The following is a 21067-nucleotide window of genomic DNA, read 5'->3' on the forward strand; positions in this document are numbered from 1 at the left end:
CTCAGCGATTTCGTCGATCATTTCTGGCGCGATCTCGGTCCCCAAGATGTTTGCGATCCGCGCCACCTGTCCCGGCAAATCGCGGCTGAGTTCGGCGTAATGCAGGAAATGGATGTTTGGCAGATGCCGGAACGCGCAGAATGAACGGTAATGGTGGACGTATGAGGCCAGCGTCAGATCGTCGGTGCCCTTTGACGAGGCGGGCCGGTCGAGGAACATCGCGAAGGCTTCGGACAGATCATCGGGAAACAGGTAGTCCAGCCAGTCGTCTTTCATGTTTTCCACATGGCGGCGCAGCGAGAAATGCACGTCAACCGGATGACGATGCACCACCAGATAGGTCGCATCCGGGGAATAGGTGATCCCGTCCAAAGGTGTGTGGGTCTTGATGCACCGTCTGTGCGTCTGTGCGGCAAGTATTCTGTCCTGCTCCTCACGATCTCTGAACCCGCAATCCAGCCAGGGAGAGACCGCGTTGTTGTACACGGCTGGATCCGCGGTTTTGGTGATCAGCATTCGTACCAGCGTCTGCGTCCACGTGGTGCCGCATTTGGGAGGCGTGCAGACAAAGATGTCGTCGGGACGGATTACGAAGTCGGACCAGATATCGGTATTCGTGACTTCACCGACATAATCCTTGGTGCGCTGCGGCAATGGTTGACTCATGACCAAACTCCAAAACTGACCCCGACCTTTGGACGCTACACCAAGTGGCCAGATGCTCAAAGCGTTTGCCTTGACTCGCAGCGCCCAGAGGCGTAGATGACCGCCAAACATCCGGAAGCGTCTTGATCTTCCGGTCCCTTGAGTCGTTCAGGGATCGCCCCCCACCAGCGAGTTTCGCCCGTGGGGGCGTTTGTGCATTTAACCGACGCATCCTATCTAGGACGCGCCATCAGATAACCGGCTAAGGAGGCCGAAGGCATGTTTGAAAATCTATCCGAACGCCTTTCCGGCGTCTTTGACCGGCTGACCAAACAGGGTGCCCTGTCTGAAGAAGACGTCAAGACCGCCCTGCGCGAGGTCCGCGTTGCCCTGCTTGAGGCCGACGTCTCGCTGCCGGTGGCGCGTGAATTCGTCAAGAAGGTGCAGGACCAGGCGACCGGTCAGGCGGTGACCAAGTCGATCACCCCCGGTCAGCAGGTCGTCAAGATCGTGCATGACGCGCTGGTCGATACCCTGCGCGGCAAGGAAGACCCCGGAAAGCTGAAGATCGACAACCCGCCTGCCCCGATCCTGATGGTCGGTCTGCAGGGTTCGGGTAAGACCACCACCACCGGTAAACTGGCCAAGCGCCTGAAAGAGAAAGAGGGCAAGAAGGTCCTGATGGCCTCGCTCGACGTTTATCGCCCGGCGGCGATGGACCAGCTGGCGGTTCTGGGCGCGCAGGTCGGCGTTGACACGCTGCCGATTGTACCGGGCCAGAAACCCGTCGACATCGCCAAGCGCGCCAAGCAGCAAGCCACATTGGGCGGCTATGACGTCTACATGCTGGATACCGCCGGTCGCCTGCATATCGACGAAGTGCTGATGGACGAGGTCGAACAGGTCCGCAACGCGGTTGACCCGCGCGAGACCCTGCTGGTGGTTGACGGCCTGACCGGTCAGGTCGCCGTTGAGGTGGCCGAAGAATTCGACGCCAAGGTCGGTATCTCGGGCGTGGTCCTGACCCGGATGGACGGGGACGGGCGCGGTGGTGCGGCGCTGTCTATGCGCGCGGTGACTGGCAAGCCTATTCGCTTTGTCGGTCTGGGCGAGAAGATGGACGCGCTGGAGACCTTCGAGCCGGACCGGATCGCCGGTCGTATTCTGGGCATGGGCGACATCGTTGCCCTGGTCGAAAAGGCCCAGGAAACGATGGAGATGGAACAGACCGAGCGCATGATGAAGCGCATGGTCAAAGGTCAGTTCAACATGAACGACCTGAAGATGCAGCTGGAACAGATGATCCAGATGGGCGGCATGCAGGGCATGATGGGCATGATGCCGGGCATGGGCAAAATGGCCAAGCAGATGGATCAGGCGGGTCTGGACGACAAGATCCTGCGCCAGCAGATCGCCTTGATCCAGTCCATGACCAAACGCGAACGCGCCAACCCGCAGCTGCTACAAGCCAGCCGCAAGAAACGGATTGCAGCCGGTTCGGGGATGGAGGTCAGCGACCTCAACAAGCTGCTCAAGATGCACCGGCAGATGTCGGACATGATGAAAAAGATGGGCAAGATGGGCAAAGGCAAGATGCTGAAACAGGCCATGAAGGGCATGTTCGGCAAAGGTGGCCCCAGCCACGAAGACTTGGCTGCCGGCATGGACCCCAAGGCACTGGAACAGGCGGCCAAAGCGATGGGCGGCAAGATGCCCGGCGGTCTGCCTGGTCTGGGCGGCGGCATGGGGCTACCTCAGGGCCTGAGCGGGTTTGGCAAGAAGAAGTAATGAACGCCATCGCCCAACATATCCCCCGACTTGAAACCGAGCGCCTGATCCTGCGCGCGCCGTCCGAGGCTGATCTGGACGCCGATACCGCGTTTTTTGCCAGCGATGCGGCGAAGTTCGTCGGTGGACCACTGCGCCGGGATGAGGTTTGGCGACTGATCGCTTCGCTGCTGGGCCACTGGTCCCTGCGCGGTTACGGGTTCTGGAGTGCCGAGGAAAAAGCCTCGGGCACTTATGTCGGGCGGATCGGGCTTTGGTGCCCCGAAGGCTGGCCCGAACCCGAAATCGGCTGGACGCTGATGAACCATGCCACCGGCAAGGGTTACGCGACCGAGGCGGCACTGGCCGCGCGGTCTTATGCGTATGATGTTCTGGGGTGGGAGACGGCGATCTCGCTGATTGATCTGGACAATCATGCCAGCAAGGCCGTGGCGAAACGGCTGGGCGCGCAGTTCGAGTATCACTATGACCACCCCAAATTCGGCAGGTCCGAAATCTGGCGGCACCCCGCGCCTGCGGATCTGGTGAATGGCGGGATGGAGGCCTACGTATGACCGCGTTCACCATCCCCACCGTTGAAACCGAACGTCTGATCCTGCGCGCGCCGCATCTGGATGATCTGCCTGCGCTGACCGCATTCTTTGCGACCGAGCGCAGCCATTTGGTGGGCGGACCCCGGGACGCGCTGGAAAGCTGGGGCATGTTGGCCAGACGCCTTGGGCACTGGGCGTTGAAAGGATTTGGCCTCTGGCACCTGACCGATAAATCCAGCGGTCGGTTCGCTGGCGGCGTCGGCCTGATTGACGCCCCCGGCTGGGACGAGCCTGAACTGGGCTGGACCGTGATGGAAGATTTCGAAGGTAAAGGTTTTGCCTATGAGGCGGCGCTTGCCGCACGGTCCTATGCGGCGCGGCATCAGGGCCTGAACGGGGTGACTTCGTATATCGCCCACGAAAACGATCGCTCGCGCGCTTTGGCCGAACGGTTGGGCGCAACGCTGGAGCGTGACAATGCCGAACTGCTGGGCCAGCCCTGCCAGGTGTGGCGGCACCCCAAGATTGACGTTTCGACACCCGAAAGGACCGGCCAATGAACAACCCCGTGACACGCGCGGCTGCATTGCTGAAAGAGCATCGCGAAAGCATCGACCGGCTGGATGCGATCCTTGTCTATACGCTGGGCGAGCGGTTCAAACACACACAGGCCGTTGGCAAGCTCAAGGCCGAACACAACCTTCCCCCGTCCGATCCCTCGCGTGAGGCCACGCAGATCGCACGGCTTGAAGACCTGGCGAAAGAGGCCGATCTGGACCCCGATTTCGCCAAGGCTTTTCTGAATTTCATCATTCAGGAAGTCATCCGACACCACAGGAAACACCAAGGATGAACCAGAGGTTCAGCAACCATCAGAATTAACCGGAAAACACACCGGCCAATCAAATACACGCCTCCGGCGTGATGCCATTCAAAGGAGATACCACCATGGCAATGAAAATTCGTCTCGCCCGCGCAGGCTCGAAAAAACGTCCTTTTTACCGCATCGTGGCGGCTGACAGCCGGATGCCGCGCGACGGCCGTTTCATCGAGAAACTGGGCACCTACAACCCGCTGCTGCCGAAAGACAGCGAAGAGCGTGTGAAAATGGACATGGAACGCGTTCAGCACTGGCTGGATCAGGGCGCCCAGCCCACCGACCGTATCGCGCGTATGCTGGAAGCTGCCGGCACCCGTGACAAGGCCGAGCGCAACAACCCCAACAAGGGCACACCGGGCAAGAAAGCTCAGGAACGCGCGGAAGAGAAAGCTGCAAAGGCTGCGGAAGCTGCCGAAGCGGCTGCTGCACCGGCTGAAGAAGCGGCTGCAGAAGAATAAGCAGGCCGAAGCGTGCGGGATCAGACCTTTACTGACGCATTTCGCACGCAGTTCGATCTGTTGTTGCGGCTCCGGCGCGATGTGCGCCGGTTCCGCGGCGACGCGGTAGACGAGGCAGTGCTTGCGCGCTGCCTCGACGCGTTTCGGCTGGCCCCGTCGGTGGGGTTGAGCGAGCCGTGGCGCGTGATCCGCGTCGAAAGCGCAGCGGCCCGGGCTGCGGCGCTAAGGAATTTCCAAACCGCCAATGATGATGCCCTGGCGGGCTATTCCGGTGACAGGGCGCAGCTTTACAGCCGCCTGAAACTGTCGGGAATGCAGGAAGCGCCGGTGCAACTGGCCGTCTTCTGCGACGACAGCACTGACAAGGGATTGGGTCTTGGCGCGGGCTCGATGCCTGAGATGCGGCGCTATTCCGTGGTCTCTGCCATCACCCTGTTCTGGCTGGCCCTGCGGGCCGAGGGGCTGGGGCTGGGCTGGGTATCCATTCTGGACCCCGAACAGATGGCGCGCGATTTGGATGTACCGGACAACTGGCGTCTGATCGGGTATTTCTGTGTCGGATGGCCGGAACAGATATCTGACACCCCCGAACTTGAACAGGTTGGCTGGGAAAACCGGGCCGACAGCCTGAAGATCGAAACAAGGTAGCGCCATATGTTCGGATTGATACGCCTTCCCATTCTGCTGCTGATCGCCTTTATTGTGGGCGTGTTCTTTGAGCGCAACAATCAGCGCGAAGCCTGCGAAGGGCTTGGCGAATGGAGAAACGGGATCTGTTTGACGACGGGGGCTGCCAATGAGTGATCTGATCTGCGTCGGCAGCGTCTCTGGGTCTTATGGTGTACGCGGTGAAGTGCGCCTGAAAAGCTTCTGCGCCGTTCCCGAAGATATCGAGGCGTATTCGCCACTGACGGATGAAACCGGCAAGGAACGCTATCCGGTGGTTCTGACGCGTACGATCAAGAACGGTTTTGCCGCCCGTCTTGGCGGGGTTGAAACCAAAGAACAGGCGGATGCGCTGAACGGTTTGCGCCTGTTTGCGCGGCGCGATCAGTTGCCCTCGTTGCCCGACGACGAATTCTATCACACAGACCTGATCGGGCTTGAGGTCTATGACACCGGCGGCACCCTGCTGGGCAAGGTCAAATCCGTGCAGAACCACGGGGCCACGGACCTGCTGGAACTACACGGGCCGGGCCTGAAGGCGACGGTTCTGCTGCCGTTCACGATGCAGGTGGTGCCAACCGTCGATCTGGAACAGGGCCGCATCGTGGCCGACCCGCCCGAAGGCCTGATCTGATGCGACGTGTTCTGCTGCATCTGGGTTTTCACAAGACCGGCATGACGGCAGCACAGTCCTTTCTGCACGAAAACCGCGAGCTGATCTGGCCGCATTTCGCGCTGGTCCTTCCGTATAAGACCCGCAAGGCCGGGTTGAACGAAGCGGCCACGCGCCATTCGATCTATCGTCTGGATGACACGCTGGCAGGGTTTGGCGGTCAGCTGCACACGTTTTTCGACGGTCTGGATTTCGGAGCACGCCGGGGATTGATCCTGAGCGAAGAGAATTTTCTGGGCCTGCGCCCCAGCAGGAACAAAAGCGAAGGATACGGAGCCGCACCCGAACTGGCGGAAACGGTCGTCAGCGTGCTGCGCCGCCGTCTGGTGGGCGAAGAAACCGACATCACCGTCTACCTGTCGTTGCGCAATCGCGATGCGTGGTTGCGCAGCCTTTGGGCCCACGATCTTCACCTGTCGCGCATGGTTCAGGACCTGGACGGCTTTTGCGCCGATCTTGCGCATCTGCCATCGCTACAGGACACGGCGGACCGGATTATGGACCGGTTGCCAACTGTCACGGTACGGACCGCGTGGATGGAAGCGCTGAAAGGTCACCACCTTGGACTGGGCGCACCGTTTGCCGAATTTCTTGGCCTGCCACACGCGAAATCGGCGCGGCTAGTGAAGCCCGCGCATGAAAGCCCTCAGCTTTCCGACGACGTTCTGAGGGAACTGCTGGCCCTGAACCGATCATCGCTGGACGAAACGGCGTTGATCACTCAGAAAAAGGCCCTGATTCGAACCGCCCAATATGAACTGGCCCGCCAGAAATGACTGACAAACCCGGCAAATCCCATGGTCGCAAGGCGATCCGGCCCACGCTGAAACCGCGTGAGTTGATAACACCCACCCCGGACTTGCACGGCGTCTGGAAAGCCAAGATCATCACCCTGTTTCCAACCGCCTTTCCAGGCGTTCTGGGAGAAAGCCTGACCGGCAAGGCCCTGCAAGAGGGGTTGTGGCAGCTGGAAACCGTGGACTTGCGGCAGTTCGGTGTCGGCAGGCATCGCAACGTGGATGACACGCCTGCCGGGGGCGGCGCGGGTATGGTTTTGCGGCCCGATGTGTTGGGCGAAGCCATCGAGCACACCATGGCGGGCATTCAGGGCAACTGGCCACTGATTTACCTCAGCCCGCGCGGGCGGCGCATGGACCAGCGCATGATGCAGACCCTTGCGCGCTGCGATGGCATGACCCTGTTGTGTGGCCGGTTCGAAGGCGTGGATGAGCGCGTGCTGGAGCATTACGGTGTGCAGGAGGTCTCGTTGGGGGATTTCGTGATGACCGGCGGTGAGATTGCGGCGCAGGCCCTGATCGATGCCACGGTGCGCCTGATCCCCGGCGTTCTGGGCAATCAGGCCTCGACCGAAGAGGAAAGCTTTTCCTCGGGCCTGCTGGAACATCCGCAATACACCCGCCCGGCAGATTGGAAAGGCCGCCCGATACCCGAGGTTCTGATGTCGGGCCACCACGGCCGCATCGCCGAATGGCGTCACAAGATGGCTAAGGATATAACCCGCGAGCGGCGCCCGGATATCTGGGCCGACTATGCAAAATCCCGGTCGGATTCGTCTGAGTGACAGACCGAATTGTTGCAGACATGCCGCAGGTTCTGTGTTTGCCAGAATTCTATTTGCAGTTGATCATCTTCCAAAATATGCACGTTTGAAAGCCCTGCGTTTTCAGGGCCTTAAAACGAAAGACTAATTGCATTATGAAGAAGTTATTGCTTGGCGCTTTTCTGGTTGCCTCTGCCTGTACGACCAAACCACTGGGGATGTCCGTTCCAACGCAAGCCGGTCACAATCTGCATTCGGCGCGGGTAGCGGTCGATTCCTGTTCTCTGGAAGCTGACGAAGGCGGAAACAGCGCCGTCATCGGGGGATATGCAACGAATATCCTTTTATGGGGTATCCTCATCGGCCCAGCGATTACCGCCCCGATCCAGGACGAACTGCGCACGCAGGGCGAAATCGATCAGGTGGACCGCTGCCTGCAAGAGCGCGGTTTCGAACGCCGGGAACTGAGCGCAGGTGAATCGTTCTGGGTGCGCAACGCCTTTGGGGAAGAGCGTGAGCGCCGGTTGGACCATCTGGTTAGCGGCGGCACCATTGAAACCTACGGCGCACCAAAGACCTAACCCCCGGCCTTCCATCTGGCCCAGACGTCTGGCGTGCCATTGAAAGTGTTGATGTCCACTCGGCCCTGAACGCCCGGCACCAGACCAGTGCCGGTATATTGCCAGAATCGCCAGACCGCGCGGGGATAGACAGTGCGTGGGTGGCCTGCGACCGATCTCAGCCAGAACTCGGTCTTGGGCAGGCGCCCGATATCGGTGTCTTCATAGAAATCCACCGTGGTATAGACGATCGGGCGGCGGCCATAATGTCGTTCGAGAATGTCCAGAAAATGCTGCGCCTCGGCCCGGACGGTTCTGCCATCGGGGCGCAGCGTGCAGGTCTTGGAATGCGGCGTCCATTCCATATCCAGCACATGCGGCAGGTCTGCCCCTTTGGGCACGTTCTGGATGAACCAGCGGGCCTGTTCCCGGGCCGAGCGGCAGAAATAATAATAGTGATAGGCGCCCCAAGGCACACCGGCCGACTGCGCGCCGCGGCGGTGATCGTCGAACAGGGGATCTGCCACGTCACCGCCTTCAGTGGCTTTCAGAAACACAAAGCTGACACCTGATGCCCGGGCCGTGCGCCAGTCAATCGGCCCCTGCCAGCGTGACACGTCAAGGCCATGGATCGGGTATTGTCCGGGGTGGCTCCCTTCCCAGTCATGGGGATCCGCGTCGCCAAAATCGGGGTAGATCACAAGTGGTGCTGTCCTGTCCACGCCCGGAACGGGTTCGACGGCCTGAGGTTTCGGGCCGCCTCGACCGCAAGACATCAGCGCAACGGCCGTTATGGCCAGCATGAATGCCAATCGCATCATAGGGTCCTGTCTGAAATATCTGCTCATATTATTCGCCTCAGAATGCCTGATCTGGGCCGCTTGGCAACGCCTTAGTTTCAGGCTGGCGGATTCCTACCGGCCCGTTCGGCAAGACAGGGCGTTTTTCCCTTGATCCCTGCCTGCAATACCCTTAAACGACCGCAATCCGGTGCCGCGTTCTGCGACTCCGGTGTTTTGGTTTGCACCATGGCGTGACGTCCCGTTTTCTTCGGCAGGGATGCGCCGGGTCAGGCCAGACCAAAGGAACATTCGATCTGACCTCTGGCGGGCTGTACGCAGGACCCGGTGAAGACCAAGAGCTCTCAGGCCGTGCCCAACTTCGTGGACCAACCACGAGCAGATAGGAGAAACTGCGATGGACCTGATCGCACAGCTTGAGGCGGAACAGATTGCCGCCCTGGGGAAAGACATCCCTGATTTCAAAGCCGGTGACACTATCCGTGTCGGCTATAAGGTGACCGAAGGGTCGCGCACCCGTGTGCAGAACTACGAAGGCGTCTGCATCGCGCGCAACAACGGCAGCGGCATTGCCGGTTCGTTCACCGTTCGCAAGATTTCGTTTGGCGAAGGCGTGGAGCGTGTATTCCCGCTGTATTCGACCAATATCGACAGCATCACCGTTGTCCGCCGCGGCCGCGTTCGTCGCGCCAAACTGTACTATCTGCGCACCCGTCGCGGCAAATCCGCGCGTATCGCAGAGGTTTCCAACTACAAGCCCAAAGCTGGCGCCGAAGCGTAAGGAGCGGAAAGATGAAAAAAGACATCCATCCCGATTATCACGTCATCGACGTCAAGATGACCGATGGCACCATCGTTCAGATGAAATCCACCTGGGGCAGTGAAGGCGACCAGCTGGCACTGGAGATCGACCCTTCGGTACACCCTGCATGGACCGGTGGTTCGTCGCGCCTGTTGGACGCTGGCGGCCGCGTGTCGAAGTTCAAGAAGAAATACGAAGGTCTGGGTTTCTAAACCTTTGCCAAAGTCTTTCAAAGGAAGGTCGCCAACGGGCGGCCTTCTTTCGTTTCAGGCCCCTTTTTTCCCCGGTTTCTGATCCTTTGGTTTTGTAAGTTCAGCCGCGTCGTGCAATGGCGGAACCGGACCGCGCAACAGCAGCAGCGCGATCACCAGCCCGATACTGGCGGCGATCGCGGCCATGAGCATCGCCGCATCAAAGGCATTATCCCGCAGATCACGCAGCGCCCCGGCCAGCGCTGAACCAGTTGACGGGTCAAGCCCGGCAATCAGTTGTTCCACCTGTGTTGCCGTGCCATGTGTCAGGGCGCGCGCAAGGTCGTCGCGCTGCGTCGATCCGGCGGGCAGCGCGGTGATGACTTCTGACAGGCCCGAGCGGATGGTCAGAGCTTCGGCCAGACCGCCGACAACCGATCCCATCGTGGCCCCGAAATACAGGAATGCGTTGATCACCCCAGACCCCTGTCCGACATGTTCGTCAGGCAGCAACCGAAGCCCAAGACGGGGCAGCAACGAAAAACAGATGCCGATGCCAACCCCCACAATGATCAGTTTCCACCAGATTTCAGCATAGCTGTCGATATTCGAGGTTGTTGTCAAAAGCAGGAAGCCGCAGACCATCAACCCCATTGCAGCACTCACCGGCCATTGGAAACTGTATGGCGCAAGCAGGCGCGGCGCGGTGACAGAAATGACAAACATGCTCAGGCTCAGGGGCAGGATTGCCACGCCCGCCTCAACCGGTGAATAGCCGAACGCATCCGGGGACTGGACGAACACGTTAAAGTAGACAAAGAAACAGAACAACGCAAATCCCGCAAAGAACATCCCCGTTGCCGCCATAAGATAGCGCGGGTGCCGGAAGTACCGGAACTCGACCAGCGGATCGTCGCTGCGCCGCGAGGTGTAGACCAGACCGACAACTGCCAAAGCGGCGACACCCAAAGGAACGATGGTCAGGGCATTGTCCCATCCGTGTGCCTCACCGTTGCTGAGCGCGAAAGACAATGGGCCCAGCAGCAAGACAATGGCAATCGCCCCTGCGGTATCGAATTTTGCACCCTGAAGGCGCGTATCCGGGACATAGTTTTTCCTGCTGACCTGCAGGCCGATCACAAACGCAATGGCAAGCAGCACAAGGTCTGTGGCGAATACCCCGCGCCAGCTTAGAAAGTTGGCAAAGCTTCCTCCGACTATGGGCCCGACGCCTATCGCAAGGCCCACGATTGCGCCCCACACACCGGTCACACTGGCCCGTTGTTCCTCGGGCGTTGCGGCGGTCAGCAGGGACAATGAGGTGCCGAACAGGGCCGCAGCCCCTGCCCCCTGCGCGCCACGCCCGATCAGCAGCATCGCCGCGTTCTGTGAAAACAGCACCGAAGCCGAGCCACAGGCAAACACGATCATGCCAAAGAAAAAGACACCCATCTTGCCCGTGATATCCCCAAGCCGGCTTACAATCGTCACAAGGGCCGCACTGGCCACCGTATAGATCGCCATCACCCATTGCAGACCCGAGGGCGTCAGATCGAACTCGGCCTTCAGATATGGAAGGATGGTCGCAACAGCAGTTGTGTTGAAGCCAACGACCATCATGCAAATGGCCGTCATTGCAAGAACAACGCGTGAACCGCCTGAACTGTCCGCAGCAGTGTCCGGCATGCCTATGCCCCTTTCACCTGCTTTGAAGATGAACCGAAGAGGACCCGTGCAAAGCCTGCAAGGTTATTCGGTGTAAATCTGTTTGGTATTTAACCAAATTTTCCGCCCCCCGCATAGTTTTCACGATCCGGACCAAGCGGCGTCACCGCGAAAGGACCCTTTGGGAGCGCGATCTGTACATGTGTGAATCAGGCAAACGGCGCGATTGATTCCAGTGCGGATCGTTGCAGGCAGCGGTTGTTCAAGATGTTCGGGACTAGGCGCCGACACGGCGATATCGCTGCCAAGACCGTGATCGGATAGCCGATCAAGGCAGATCACCAGACTGGTGCCTTCCCGTAACCCGCGCACTGCGCTGTGTTTTCCAAAATAGAGTCCGATAATGCCCAAAAGCGCCGCTTGAGGTTCTTTTCATCGTAGGCGACACAACATATAGTGGGTGCCAACAACGTGTAGTCAAACACGGCAAGACTTGGGAATACAAGCATGGCACATATCATTGTGGTCGGTAACGAAAAAGGCGGCGCTGGAAAATCGACCGTGTCGATGCATGTGGCAACCGCACTGGCCCGACTGGGGCACAAGGTCAGCACGCTGGATCTGGACCTGCGGCAGCGCAGCCTTGGACGGTATTTCGAGAACCGGAACAACTTTCTGAAAAGCGCGGACCTGACGCTGCCCGGCCCACGCCATCACGACCTGCCCGAGATTGATGCCAGCACGTTGAAACCGGGCGAGAACATTTATGACCACCGCCTGTCTGCTGCCGTGTCGCAACTGGAAAGCGACAGCGACTTTATACTGATCGACTGCCCCGGCTCTCATACACGCCTGAGCCAGGTGGCGCATTCGCTGGCCGACACGCTGATCACCCCTTTGAACGACAGCTTCATCGATTTTGACCTGCTGGCGCGGATTGATTCAAAGGGTGAGAAAATCCTTGGCCCGTCCGTCTATTCCGAGATGGTCTGGAACGCCCGCCAATTGCGGGCGCAGGCCGGGCTGAAGCCCATCGACTGGGTCGTTGTGCGCAACCGCGTCGGCACCCAGCGCATGGTCAACAAGGAAAAGATGCAGCGCGCGATCGAAATGCTGTCGCAGCGCATCGGCTTCCGCGTCGCTTCGGGCTTTTCCGAACGGGTGATCTTTCGCGAACTGTTTCCCCGCGGCCTGACCCTGCTGGACCTCAAGGATATTGGCGTCAAACAGCTGAATATCTCGAACATCGCAGCACGGCAGGAATTGCGCGACATGATGCGAGAGCTGAACCTGCCGGGTGTCGAAGTCGATTTCTGATCAGTTGTATTGGGGGCTGGGACGCGGACAAAGCGACAGAACTCTGCGCTCGTGCAAATGTCAGCTTTAACTATCCGACTGAAAACTCGTCGATTGAAGAAACAAGCTTCAATAAGTCGGCCTCATAAAAACCGGCAGCATTGATGCAATTCGTTTCAAGCATCTTCAGCCCGTCGTCCGTGCGACATACATCGATAACGTAGGCGGGTGCGTATTCTGGGTTTGCCTCCACCAGACTCTTGGCAAACTCTAAGGCATCGTCATTGATTTCATGCCGGTAAACGACGCGCGAGCCCTCCTTGTAGAGAGAGAAAGTCACAATCTCATCTCTGACCACCCACAGTCGCCACTCTTTTTGAATGCGAACGGGCTTCGTGAACATCATTTCTGTATCGTGACGAAGTGAGCCTCTAGGTATCTCGTGTTCTTCTAGGGCGAGTACCTTGCTTGCCAGCACAATGATTTCACCAGAAGATTTTACGTTTCCCGGCTCTTCTTTGCTGTCTTCTACTGGGCGTATGAACCAGTTGCTTCCGTCGTCGGGAAGTTGTTCGGGAACATCGCGCAGCGTTAAGAAAAGAGCATCCGCGCCATTGAGAAGAAACGGGTGCCAGGGTTCTTCATGAACAAAAGGCCTTATCTTGAAAACTCCGGGCTTTAGGTCGTTGGCCTGCGCGTATCGCCATAGCGTATAAGAACCGAACATCACCACGGCGTTCGGATCGTTGATGGTCGGAGTTGGTGTCAGTTCGCCTATAAACGGAACGACTTTGTGCCACGTGTACGGAATATCCAGCCGATCAAGTGCCACAGCCATTTTCCGAGTGTCTTCAAAATCCTGAAGTATCCATTGCATTTTATGGGCTCTAATTTGAAAGCATTGTACTGCACATAGAGAACACCATCCCGCCAAATGCTCAACAGCAGACATTTGAGCTTTGTGTGAACCCGGTCGGTTTGGGCTCAACCCAACTGCTCGTTCAAATCCTCACCATTCTCGAACACCCGCTCGAACCCGCCGCTCGTACCCAGCGAAACAAAGGTGCTCCCTCACGGCTTTCAGCTTTGGAACCGCTGAACGGAACAGCCTCGGTTTCACCCGGTAACTGATGGCCCGCCGGGACTGTATACCGTGAACAGCTCTTTGGGTTCGTTCACCCCGCGCAGCATGTAGCGCCCGACCGAGATGAGGTCTTGTGCGCAGGGGCGTGCCGCGACCGCGACGTCGTCCGAGATCAGGATTCTCTGACCCAGCGACCGGTGCATTCCCGCGATTCGGGCGGCCTGATTGACGGCGGGGCCGATCACTGTGAAATCCAGCCGTGTTTCGGACCCGATATTGCCATACAGGATTTCGCCGGAATGCAGGGCCAGCGTGAATTTCGCAACCGGCAGCCCATGCGCCTGACGTCGGGCGTTCAATTCATCCATGCGGGCTTGCAGCAAGGGCACCGCGCTGAGCGCGGCACGGGCGTCCTCGTCGATTTCGCCGACATCGAACATGGCCATCAGCCCATCGCCCATGAATTTCAGGATATTCCCACCCTTGTCGTGCACAACGCCCACGGCCACAGCCAGGTAATCATTCAGCATGTCGATGATCTCGTGGCCCGGCAGGTCTTCTGACAGGTTGGTGAACCCTTCCAGATCGAAATTCCAGATCACCGCATCGATCTGCTGCAATGATCCGCGACGAATCTCACCTGACAGGACGCGGCGCCCGGCATCACGACCCAGATAGACCCGCATCAGGTCTTCGGTCAGGTTCTGGTTCTTGGCGGATTTGAGCGCCAGCCCCAGATGCGGCAATACCGCATGAATGTGCCTGAGATCTCTGTCATCAAACCCGGACGGCGCATCGCTGGTCCAGGACATCAGGACGCCATCACTGACCTTTTTGGTACCGTTGGGGCGCATCTTTCCCGCCCCCTCATACGAGATGCCGGTGGCATAATAATCGGTCGCCCCAACCTCTCTCAGGTCGTTCAACAATGGAAAGCGGCTGGGTTCATTATGGTCGACAAGTTTGACCCGGATTTCATCCAGATCCTCGTTCAGCAGCGCATAAAGCGGGCTTTGTTGCCACATTTCGCTGGGCGTATCCGTGTTTTCAAACTTCTCGGATTCACCGCCGGTGCTTTTGTACCAGCTATATCCGGTTCCGCCATAAACCGGGTGCAAGGTTGACTGCGCCGCATGAAACCGCATCAGCGGAATGCCCATATCGACCAGACTGGTGCAGAACCCTTCCAGCAACTCTTCCTGCCCGGCACCCTCAAGCCCCTTTTGGACCAACCAGTCGATCAGGGTGTGTGTGGATACCTTGGCAGGTTCAAATGACGTCATTTCAAATTCCGTATCAAGCATGACACACATCTGGGGACGGCAGGCGCCAATTACCAGTGGTCAATCCACGCCAGCCAACCGTCGCAACATCTGGCGCAGCAAGGCGGCATCTTTTTCGCTGAACAGACCCGACAGCCTGGCGTCATAGCTTGCGGCCACCCCGTACAAGTCGCGATACACGGCTTGCCCGGCTGGTGTCAGCGTCAGCCATTCCGCCCGCCGATCAGCCTCGTCCCGTGTGCGTTTCAGGTACCGGCGCTCCTCGAGCTTGGCAACTGCACGGCTGATCTTGGTTTTGTGCATTCCGGCCCGTTCACCAATTTCCTTGGCGGTCATTTCGCCAAACAGCCCCAGATGGAACAGCACCCGCCATTCGGTTCTGAGCATTCCGTACCGTCCCTTGTAGACAGCCTGAAATTCCAACGAGGCGCGCTCGGCTGCCTGGTTCAGCAGAAACGGCAGAAAATTCTGCAGGAAAAAGTCATCATTTTTTTCAGATTCGTCGTGTGTCATGCTTGTTAGTTACAAAATCAACTATTAACCGACAAGCAGCAAACGGAGGAATACGTAATGAACCGTCCGACGGATCCGCATTCATTGACGCAAGCAGCAACGCCTGTTGGTACCCATGCCGGTTACATGCCCGGCTTTGGCAACGACTTTGAAACCGAGGCGCTGCCCGATGCGCTGCCGCAGGGGATGAACAGCCCGCAAAGGTGCAACTACGGACTTTACGGTGAACAGCTGAGCGGCACGGCCTTTACCGCCAACCCGCCTGAACGCACCTGGTGCTATCGTATTCGCCCGTCGGTAAAGCATTCGCACCGTTACGAAAAGATCGACTTGCCCTATTGGAAATCGGCCCCGTGCATCGACCCGGACGTGATCAGCCTGGGCCAGTATCGCTGGGACCCGGTGCCGCATTCCGATGAAGGTCTGAACTGGATGACCGGGATGCGGACCATGACGACGGCCGGGGATGTGAACACCCAGGTTGGCATGGCCTGCCACATTTATCTGGTTACCGAATCCATGGTCGACGACTATTTCTTCTCGGCTGATTCCGAGTTGCTGGTGGTGCCACAGGAAGGGCGACTGCGCTTTGCGACTGAACTGGGAATCATTGACCTTGAGCCCAAGGAAATCGCGATCATCCCGCGTGGACTGCTGTACCGGGTTGAAGTTCTGGAAGGCCCGGCACGTGGCTTTGTGTGCGAGAATTACGGCCAGAAGTTTGAACTGCCGGGTCGCGGCCCGATCGGGGCCAACTGCATGGCCAACCCGCGCGATTTCAAAGCTCCGGTCGCTGCCTATGAGGATCGTGAAACCCCTTCGACCGTGACGATCAAATGGTGCGGCCAGTTTCACACCACGAAAATCGGACACAGCCCGCTGGATGTGGTGGCGTGGCACGGCAATTATGCACCCTACAAATACGATCTGCGCAATTATTGCCCGGTCGGCGCCATCCTGTTTGACCATCCCGACCCGTCGATCTTTACCGTTCTGACGGCGCCTTCCGGCCAGCCTGGTACTGCAAATATTGACTTTGTCCTGTTCCGCGAACGCTGGATGGTGATGGAAGACACGTTCCGCCCACCGTGGTATCACAAGAACATCATGTCGGAACTGATGGGCAACATCTACGGTCAATATGATGCGAAACCGCAGGGCTTCGTTCCCGGTGGCACCAGTCTGCACAACATGATGATCCCGCATGGCCCCGACAGGGAAGCCTTTGACAAAGCATCCTATTCCAATCTGGGGCCGGAAAAGCTGGACCAGACGATGTCGTTCATGTTCGAAACCCGGTTCCCCCAGCACCTGACGCCGTTTGCCGCCAATGAGGCACCGTTGCAGGACGACTATATCGATTGCTGGACATCGCTAGAGAAGAAGTTCGACGGCACACCGGGCAAGAAGTGACCCTCAGACTGGGTTACCCGGACAGCACCCGTCCTGATGGCGATGAACATACCCATTCCGGTTGCAGGCGTACTGTCGCTGCAACCGGAAAACAAAGACGGGGCCTTGGCAGCCGACCTGCCGCAACCGCGCCCGTTCTGGGCTTTGGCGCCTGTCTTTCAGGGGTTATGATCGTTTCGAACTACGTACCAAGTACAACAAAATAGGGGCAAAATATGCCTTTGATGAAATCCTGGGTGGCCTCGGCCAACGACGCGGCGCATCCGTTTCCACTGAACAACCTGCCTTACGGTGTCTTCTCGACTGAAGGCGATGATCCACGCTGCGGTGTGGCCATTGGCGACATGATCCTGGACGTTACCGCCGCCGAAGCCGAAGGCCTGATCACCCTGACCGATGAACCGCTGTTCGATCTGCCGTTCTGGAACCCCCTGATGGAGGAAGGCCCCGCTGTCTGGACCGCCCTGCGTGAGCGGCTGATCAGCCTTCTGGCGGACGGCTCGGACGAACAAAGCAAGGTCGAACCGCTGCTTGTACCACAGGCCGAAGCCGAGATGCACTTGCCCTTCGCGGTCAGCGAATACACCGATTTCTATGCCGGGCGGAACCATGCCTTCAACGTGGGCACCATGTTTCGTGGCCCGGAAAACGCGCTGCCGCCGAACTGGTTGCACATTCCGATTGGATATAACGGACGGGCGTCCTCGGTCGTGGTGTCCGGCACGGATATCCGCCGCCCTTGGGGACAGCTGAAATCCCCCGATCAGGACCTGCCCGCCTTCCTGCCCAGCCGCCGCTTTGATATCGAGTTGGAGATGGGCGCGATTGTCGGCACGCCCTCGGATGGCCCGATCACGGTTCAGGAAGCTGACGACCACATCTTCGGCTACGTTCTGCTGAACGACTGGTCGGCACGTGATATACAGGCCTGGGAATACCAGCCGCTGGGTCCGTTTCAGGCCAAGGCAACCGCAACCTCGATCAGCCCCTGGATCGTGACCAAGGCAGCCCTCGAGCCGTTCCGCTGTGATACGCCAGCCCGCGAGTTCGCGCTGCTGGACCACCTCAAGGATTGCGGCCCGATGCTTTATGACATCGATCTGGCCGTCACCATGGCACCCGAAGGCAAAGACGCCACGACCATCGCGCGGACCAACTACAACCAGATGTATTATTCCGCCGCGCAACAATTGGCCCACCACACCACATCGGGATGCCCGATGAACACCGGCGACCTGCTGGGGTCAGGCACCATATCCGGACCAACCAAGCCCGAACGCGGATCGTTGCTGGAACTCAGCTGGGGTGGGAAAGAGCCGCTGACGCTGAACACAGGTGAAACCCGCAGCTTCATCGAAGACGGCGACACGATGACCCTGACCGGCGCGGCCAGGGGCGACGGCTATACGATCGGGTTCGGCGACTGCACCGGCACCGTTCTGCCTGCACTCATTTCCCCATTCGAGCGATGACGCACTGAGCTTCATCTTTTCCCAAATACTCCCGCCGGAGGCATCCAATCCCTGCCTTCCGCGCAACCGCAAAAGGACAAAACCAAGATGGCCAAAGCATTCGCGTCCCAGGGGGACATGTCGGAAAAGAAAATCTCGTTCACCGAAGTGGGCGAGGGGCTCTATGCTTTCACCGCCGAGGGCGACCCGAACTCGGGCGTGATCATCGGCGATGACAGCGTGATGATCGTCGAGGCGCAGGCGACCCCGCGCCTGGCCAACAAGGTGATCGAATGCGTGCGGTCTGTGACCGACAAGCCGATCACCCACGTGGCCCTGACCCATTATCACGCTGTACGGGTTTTAGGTGCCAGCGCTTTTGGAGCACAACAGATCCTGATGTCCGACATGGCCCGCGCCATGGTGGTTGAACGCGGTCAGGAAGACTGGGACAGCGAATTCCAGCGCTTCCCGCGCCTGTTCGAAGGGCATGAAAGCATCCCCGGCCTGACCTGGCCCACAACCACATTCAGCGACACGATGACCGTTTATCTGGGCAACCGCCGGATCGACCTGATGCATCTGGGGCGCGCCCATACCGCCGGTGATATCGTCATCCATGTGCCTGACCAGAACGTGATGTTCACCGGCGACATCGTCGAATATCACTCGGCCTGCTATTGCGGCGACGGGCATTTCAGCGACTGGGGCGACACGCTGGACGAGATCAAGTGGTTCGATGTCGACGCCATCGCACCGGGACGCGGCGACGCGCTGGTTGGCAAGGACATGGTCAATGCCGCCATCGAAAACACCCGCGATTTCGTCGAAAGCACCTACCGCCCCGCAGCCAAGGTTGCGGCGCGCGGTGGCAGCCTGAAAGAGGCATGGGACGCAGTCCGCGCCGAATGTGACCCTAAATTCGCCAGTTACGCGATCTACGAACACTGCCTGCCGTTCAACGTCGCCCGCGCCTATGACGAAGCCCGCGGTATCGACACGCCTCGCATCTGGACCGCCCAACGCGATCTTGAGATGTGGGAGGCCCTGCAGGGGTAAGGAAAAACGGCCCAGTTTGATCCAGATCGTTTTAGGCGGCGGGATTCAGTGAAACCATATGCCAAAGGCTTCGGCACGTGCTGCCGGGGCACAGGACATGCAGCACTTTGGCGCATCTGCTTGGGGGGAAGCCCATGAACAAGATCTTTGAAACTCCGCTTTACGGCTATGAACGCAGCCCCGATCAGGACAGCCCGACGCCGGTTCGGCACAAGGTTATCGTGATCGGCGCGGGTCCGGTTGGTCTGGCCGCCGCGATTGATCTGGCGCAGCAAGGGGTCGACGTCGTGGTTCTGGACGAGAATGACAAGGTCAGTTTCGGCAGCCGCGCCATCTGTTTCTCGCAACGCACGCTGGAAATTGCCGACCGGCTGGGATGCGGACGCCGACTGGTCGACAAGGGCGTCCTGTGGGATCGGGGCAAGGTGTTCTTCGATGACCGACAGGTCTATGACTTCAACCTGCAACCGGAACAAGGTTATGCCAACCCTGCCTTCATCAACCTTCAGCAATACCATTTTGAGAACTATTTCGTTGAACGGGTCCGCGAGTTGCAGGCAGAAGGCGCACCGATTGAGATACGCGGGCGCAACAAGGTCGAGGCGATTGGCACGCATGACGATCACGTGCGGCTGGAGGTCGGGACGCCCGAAGGACCTTACACAATCGAAGCCGATTGGCTGATTGCCTGTGATGGCGCGACCTCCCCCGCCCGGCGGATGTTGGGCATTGATTTCGAAGGACGGATTTTCGAAGACAACTTCCTGATTGCAGACGTGATCATGGATGCGGATTTTCCGTCTGAACGCTGGTTCTGGTTCGATCCGCCGTTCAATCGCGGGCAATCCGCATTGTTGCATAAACAGCCCGACAATGTATGGCGCATCGACTTGCAGCTGGGTTGGGATATCGACAAGGAACGCGAAAAGCGCCCCGAGAACGTGATCCCCCGCCTCAAGGCGATGCTGGGCGATGATGTCGAGTTTGAGCTAGAATGGGTCTCGATCTATACGTTCCAGTGCCGTCGCATGGAAAGCTTCCGCAAGGGCCGTGTCCTGTTTGCGGGCGACAGCGCGCATCAGGTCAGCCCCTTTGGCGCGCGCGGGGCCAATTCCGGCCTTCAGGACACCGACAACCTGTGTTGGAAACTGAAGCTGGTTCTGGACGGGAAAGCACCTGAAACTCTGCTGGACAGCTACAACGCCGAACGCGTGTACGGGGCCGACGAGAACATCCTGAATTCCAGCCGGTCGACCGATTTCATCACCCCGAAATCCCAGATGTCGCGGATCCTGCGCGATGCGGTACTGGACCTGAGCGAGCATTATGACTTCGCGCGCCCGCTGGTGAATTCTGGCCGCCTGAGCCAGCCCTGCACCTATGATGGATCTTCGCTGAATTCTGCGGACGCGCTGAACGGCCCCGCCGGAACGCGACCGGGCTCGGCCTGTCCCGACGCTCCGCTTGGTGACGAGTTTCTGCTGCCCAAGCTTGCAGGCAAGTTCACGCTTCTGACCGTCGATGCAGACGCCCCTGATGCCCTGGAAGAAGACGGGATCGAGGTCACGCGACTGGCGCTGTCGGTCAAGGATGACATGACGCTGGCCCTCAAACGCCGCTATCTGGGCGACGCGACCAGCGCAGTCTATCTGATCCGCCCGGACCAGCATGTGGCCGCCCGGCGTGACAGTTACGAAGAAAACACCTTCCGGCACGCGATCCGCAGAGCCTGCGGTAAGGAGTAAG

Annotated in this window: 25 protein-coding genes; 19 read left to right on the forward strand and 6 right to left on the reverse strand. The window is 59.0% G+C overall.

Translation table 11 applies throughout. The features are described 5' to 3' along the window. On the reverse strand, nucleotides 1–666 hold a 666-nt coding region (locus AC2FNC_RS08750), incomplete at its 3' end, for a sulfotransferase domain-containing protein (protein ID WP_496715090.1). A gap of 258 nt (nucleotides 667–924) precedes the next feature. On the opposite strand from AC2FNC_RS08750, the gene ffh reads away from it, so the two are divergent. The 11 genes from ffh to AC2FNC_RS08805 all read left to right on the forward strand — a co-directional run bounded on the left by ffh (nucleotide 925) and on the right by AC2FNC_RS08805 (nucleotide 7785). Then, nucleotides 925–2433, forward strand: a complete 1509-nt coding sequence (gene ffh, locus AC2FNC_RS08755; RefSeq protein WP_496715091.1) for a signal recognition particle protein — start codon at nucleotides 925–927, stop codon at nucleotides 2431–2433. After that, complete coding sequence (locus AC2FNC_RS08760) at nucleotides 2433–2987, forward strand: GNAT family N-acetyltransferase (protein WP_496715092.1); 555 nt, start codon at nucleotides 2433–2435, stop codon at nucleotides 2985–2987. The genes ffh and AC2FNC_RS08760 overlap by 1 nt, the downstream gene beginning before the upstream one ends. Then, nucleotides 2984–3526 (forward strand): GNAT family N-acetyltransferase, encoded by a 543-nt coding sequence (locus AC2FNC_RS08765; RefSeq protein ID WP_496715093.1) that lies wholly within the window; start codon nucleotides 2984–2986, stop codon nucleotides 3524–3526. Before AC2FNC_RS08760 ends, AC2FNC_RS08765 begins: the two co-directional genes overlap by 4 nt. Beyond that, nucleotides 3523–3819: a chorismate mutase gene (locus AC2FNC_RS08770; RefSeq protein ID WP_209506121.1), complete on the forward strand. Its 297-nt coding sequence runs from the start codon at nucleotides 3523–3525 to the stop codon at nucleotides 3817–3819. The genes AC2FNC_RS08765 and AC2FNC_RS08770 overlap by 4 nt, the downstream gene beginning before the upstream one ends. 95 nt (nucleotides 3820–3914) lie before the next feature. After that, a complete protein-coding gene (rpsP, locus tag AC2FNC_RS08775) occupies nucleotides 3915–4304 on the forward strand; it encodes a 30S ribosomal protein S16 (protein WP_209506119.1) in 390 nt (129 codons plus the stop codon). A gap of 12 nt (nucleotides 4305–4316) precedes the next feature. Then, nucleotides 4317–4952, forward strand: a complete 636-nt coding sequence (bluB, locus tag AC2FNC_RS08780) for a 5,6-dimethylbenzimidazole synthase (RefSeq protein WP_480473929.1) — start codon at nucleotides 4317–4319, stop codon at nucleotides 4950–4952. 6 nt (nucleotides 4953–4958) lie between these two features. Continuing rightward, nucleotides 4959–5108, forward strand: a complete 150-nt coding sequence (locus AC2FNC_RS08785; RefSeq protein WP_209506115.1) for a hypothetical protein — start codon at nucleotides 4959–4961, stop codon at nucleotides 5106–5108. Then, entirely contained in the window at nucleotides 5101–5604 is a 504-nt protein-coding gene (gene rimM, locus AC2FNC_RS08790; RefSeq protein ID WP_496715097.1) for a ribosome maturation factor RimM, read from the forward strand. The genes AC2FNC_RS08785 and rimM overlap by 8 nt, the downstream gene beginning before the upstream one ends. Continuing rightward, nucleotides 5604–6419 carry a hypothetical protein gene (locus tag AC2FNC_RS08795; RefSeq protein ID WP_480519413.1) on the forward strand — a complete coding sequence of 272 codons (816 nt, stop codon included), beginning with the start codon at nucleotides 5604–5606 and terminating at the stop codon, nucleotides 6417–6419. The genes rimM and AC2FNC_RS08795 overlap by 1 nt, the downstream gene beginning before the upstream one ends. Then, nucleotides 6416–7225: a tRNA (guanosine(37)-N1)-methyltransferase TrmD gene (gene trmD, locus AC2FNC_RS08800; protein ID WP_496715098.1), complete on the forward strand. Its 810-nt coding sequence runs from the start codon at nucleotides 6416–6418 to the stop codon at nucleotides 7223–7225. The genes AC2FNC_RS08795 and trmD overlap by 4 nt, the downstream gene beginning before the upstream one ends. Nucleotides 7226–7359: 134 nt before the next feature. Beyond that, on the forward strand, nucleotides 7360–7785 hold the full coding sequence (locus AC2FNC_RS08805; protein WP_480473933.1) for a hypothetical protein: 426 nt from the start codon (nucleotides 7360–7362) through the stop codon (nucleotides 7783–7785). Here the strand turns inward: AC2FNC_RS08805 and AC2FNC_RS08810 are convergent. Further along, on the reverse strand, nucleotides 7782–8582 hold the full coding sequence (locus AC2FNC_RS08810) for a glycoside hydrolase family 25 protein (protein WP_480473934.1): 801 nt from the start codon (nucleotides 8580–8582) through the stop codon (nucleotides 7782–7784). The two genes, AC2FNC_RS08805 and AC2FNC_RS08810, sit on opposite strands and share 4 nt — an antisense overlap. 379 nt (nucleotides 8583–8961) lie before the next feature. Between AC2FNC_RS08810 and rplS the strand changes: the two genes are divergently transcribed. Next, nucleotides 8962–9345 (forward strand): 50S ribosomal protein L19, encoded by a 384-nt coding sequence (gene rplS / locus AC2FNC_RS08815; RefSeq protein ID WP_480473935.1) that lies wholly within the window; start codon nucleotides 8962–8964, stop codon nucleotides 9343–9345. Nucleotides 9346–9356: 11 nt separating this feature from the next. Beyond that, complete coding sequence (gene rpmE, locus AC2FNC_RS08820; protein WP_480473936.1) at nucleotides 9357–9578, forward strand: 50S ribosomal protein L31; 222 nt, start codon at nucleotides 9357–9359, stop codon at nucleotides 9576–9578. A gap of 54 nt (nucleotides 9579–9632) precedes the next feature. Here rpmE and AC2FNC_RS08825 read toward each other — a convergent pair whose 3' ends face one another. Continuing rightward, nucleotides 9633–11243: an MFS transporter gene (locus AC2FNC_RS08825; protein WP_496715099.1), complete on the reverse strand. Its 1611-nt coding sequence runs from the start codon at nucleotides 11241–11243 to the stop codon at nucleotides 9633–9635. 486 nt (nucleotides 11244–11729) lie between these two features. Between AC2FNC_RS08825 and AC2FNC_RS08830 the strand changes: the two genes are divergently transcribed. Next, nucleotides 11730–12539, forward strand: a complete 810-nt coding sequence (locus AC2FNC_RS08830; protein ID WP_480624162.1) for a division plane positioning ATPase MipZ — start codon at nucleotides 11730–11732, stop codon at nucleotides 12537–12539. 70 nt (nucleotides 12540–12609) lie between these two features. Here AC2FNC_RS08830 and AC2FNC_RS08835 read toward each other — a convergent pair whose 3' ends face one another. The 3 genes from AC2FNC_RS08835 to AC2FNC_RS08845 form a co-directional block, all read right to left on the reverse strand. Continuing rightward, nucleotides 12610–13395: an ATP-grasp domain-containing protein gene (locus AC2FNC_RS08835; protein WP_496715101.1), complete on the reverse strand. Its 786-nt coding sequence runs from the start codon at nucleotides 13393–13395 to the stop codon at nucleotides 12610–12612. 239 nt (nucleotides 13396–13634) lie between these two features. Then, nucleotides 13635–14906 carry an adenylate/guanylate cyclase domain-containing protein gene (locus tag AC2FNC_RS08840; protein ID WP_496715102.1) on the reverse strand — a complete coding sequence of 424 codons (1272 nt, stop codon included), beginning with the start codon at nucleotides 14904–14906 and terminating at the stop codon, nucleotides 13635–13637. Nucleotides 14907–14945: 39 nt separating this feature from the next. After that, a complete protein-coding gene (locus AC2FNC_RS08845) occupies nucleotides 14946–15398 on the reverse strand; it encodes a MarR family winged helix-turn-helix transcriptional regulator (RefSeq protein ID WP_480554755.1) in 453 nt (150 codons plus the stop codon). A 57-nt stretch (nucleotides 15399–15455) separates the two neighbouring features. Between AC2FNC_RS08845 and hmgA the strand changes: the two genes are divergently transcribed. The 5 genes from hmgA (at nucleotide 15456) to AC2FNC_RS08870 (ending at nucleotide 21066) form a co-directional block, all read left to right on the forward strand. Beyond that, nucleotides 15456–16811 carry a homogentisate 1,2-dioxygenase gene (gene hmgA, locus AC2FNC_RS08850; protein WP_267365046.1) on the forward strand — a complete coding sequence of 452 codons (1356 nt, stop codon included), beginning with the start codon at nucleotides 15456–15458 and terminating at the stop codon, nucleotides 16809–16811. Nucleotides 16812–16847: 36 nt separating this feature from the next. Further along, nucleotides 16848–16982 (forward strand): hypothetical protein, encoded by a 135-nt coding sequence (locus tag AC2FNC_RS08855; protein WP_480473942.1) that lies wholly within the window; start codon nucleotides 16848–16850, stop codon nucleotides 16980–16982. 44 nt (nucleotides 16983–17026) lie between these two features. Then, entirely contained in the window at nucleotides 17027–18283 is a 1257-nt protein-coding gene (gene fahA / locus AC2FNC_RS08860) for a fumarylacetoacetase (protein ID WP_496715104.1), read from the forward strand. A gap of 87 nt (nucleotides 18284–18370) precedes the next feature. After that, nucleotides 18371–19321 (forward strand): MBL fold metallo-hydrolase, encoded by a 951-nt coding sequence (locus tag AC2FNC_RS08865; protein ID WP_209598814.1) that lies wholly within the window; start codon nucleotides 18371–18373, stop codon nucleotides 19319–19321. A 134-nt stretch (nucleotides 19322–19455) separates the two neighbouring features. Then, nucleotides 19456–21066, forward strand: coding sequence for an FAD-dependent oxidoreductase (locus AC2FNC_RS08870; protein ID WP_496715106.1), 1611 nt, complete (start codon nucleotides 19456–19458; stop codon nucleotides 21064–21066). Nucleotide 21067 lies beyond the last annotated feature (1 nt).

It is taken from the genome of Ruegeria sp. BHSA123 (assembly GCF_059613425.1).

What these genes read in the sequence shown, in the direction of transcription:
- ffh (WP_496715091.1), top strand. Translation starts at nt 925, where the DNA reads ATGTTTGAAAATCTATCCGAACGCCTTTCCGGCGTCTTTGACCGGCTG.
- AC2FNC_RS08760 (WP_496715092.1), top strand. Translation starts at nt 2,433, where the DNA reads ATGAACGCCATCGCCCAACATATCCCCCGACTTGAAACCGAGCGCCTG.
- AC2FNC_RS08765 (WP_496715093.1), top strand. Translation starts at nt 2,984, where the DNA reads ATGACCGCGTTCACCATCCCCACCGTTGAAACCGAACGTCTGATCCTG.
- AC2FNC_RS08770 (WP_209506121.1), top strand. Translation starts at nt 3,523, where the DNA reads ATGAACAACCCCGTGACACGCGCGGCTGCATTGCTGAAAGAGCATCGC.
- rpsP (WP_209506119.1), top strand. Translation starts at nt 3,915, where the DNA reads ATGGCAATGAAAATTCGTCTCGCCCGCGCAGGCTCGAAAAAACGTCCT.
- AC2FNC_RS08785 (WP_209506115.1), top strand. Translation starts at nt 4,959, where the DNA reads ATGTTCGGATTGATACGCCTTCCCATTCTGCTGCTGATCGCCTTTATT.
- rimM (WP_496715097.1), top strand. Translation starts at nt 5,101, where the DNA reads ATGAGTGATCTGATCTGCGTCGGCAGCGTCTCTGGGTCTTATGGTGTA.
- AC2FNC_RS08795 (WP_480519413.1), top strand. Translation starts at nt 5,604, where the DNA reads ATGCGACGTGTTCTGCTGCATCTGGGTTTTCACAAGACCGGCATGACG.
- trmD (WP_496715098.1), top strand. Translation starts at nt 6,416, where the DNA reads ATGACTGACAAACCCGGCAAATCCCATGGTCGCAAGGCGATCCGGCCC.
- AC2FNC_RS08805 (WP_480473933.1), top strand. Translation starts at nt 7,360, where the DNA reads ATGAAGAAGTTATTGCTTGGCGCTTTTCTGGTTGCCTCTGCCTGTACG.
- AC2FNC_RS08810 (WP_480473934.1), bottom strand. Translation starts at nt 8,582, where the DNA reads ATGCGATTGGCATTCATGCTGGCCATAACGGCCGTTGCGCTGATGTCT.
- rplS (WP_480473935.1), top strand. Translation starts at nt 8,962, where the DNA reads ATGGACCTGATCGCACAGCTTGAGGCGGAACAGATTGCCGCCCTGGGG.
- rpmE (WP_480473936.1), top strand. Translation starts at nt 9,357, where the DNA reads ATGAAAAAAGACATCCATCCCGATTATCACGTCATCGACGTCAAGATG.
- AC2FNC_RS08825 (WP_496715099.1), bottom strand. Translation starts at nt 11,243, where the DNA reads ATGCCGGACACTGCTGCGGACAGTTCAGGCGGTTCACGCGTTGTTCTT.
- AC2FNC_RS08830 (WP_480624162.1), top strand. Translation starts at nt 11,730, where the DNA reads ATGGCACATATCATTGTGGTCGGTAACGAAAAAGGCGGCGCTGGAAAA.
- AC2FNC_RS08835 (WP_496715101.1), bottom strand. Translation starts at nt 13,395, where the DNA reads ATGCAATGGATACTTCAGGATTTTGAAGACACTCGGAAAATGGCTGTG.
- AC2FNC_RS08840 (WP_496715102.1), bottom strand. Translation starts at nt 14,906, where the DNA reads ATGCTTGATACGGAATTTGAAATGACGTCATTTGAACCTGCCAAGGTA.
- AC2FNC_RS08845 (WP_480554755.1), bottom strand. Translation starts at nt 15,398, where the DNA reads ATGACACACGACGAATCTGAAAAAAATGATGACTTTTTCCTGCAGAAT.
- hmgA (WP_267365046.1), top strand. Translation starts at nt 15,456, where the DNA reads ATGAACCGTCCGACGGATCCGCATTCATTGACGCAAGCAGCAACGCCT.
- AC2FNC_RS08855 (WP_480473942.1), top strand. Translation starts at nt 16,848, where the DNA reads ATGGCGATGAACATACCCATTCCGGTTGCAGGCGTACTGTCGCTGCAA.
- fahA (WP_496715104.1), top strand. Translation starts at nt 17,027, where the DNA reads ATGCCTTTGATGAAATCCTGGGTGGCCTCGGCCAACGACGCGGCGCAT.
- AC2FNC_RS08865 (WP_209598814.1), top strand. Translation starts at nt 18,371, where the DNA reads ATGGCCAAAGCATTCGCGTCCCAGGGGGACATGTCGGAAAAGAAAATC.
- AC2FNC_RS08870 (WP_496715106.1), top strand. Translation starts at nt 19,456, where the DNA reads ATGAACAAGATCTTTGAAACTCCGCTTTACGGCTATGAACGCAGCCCC.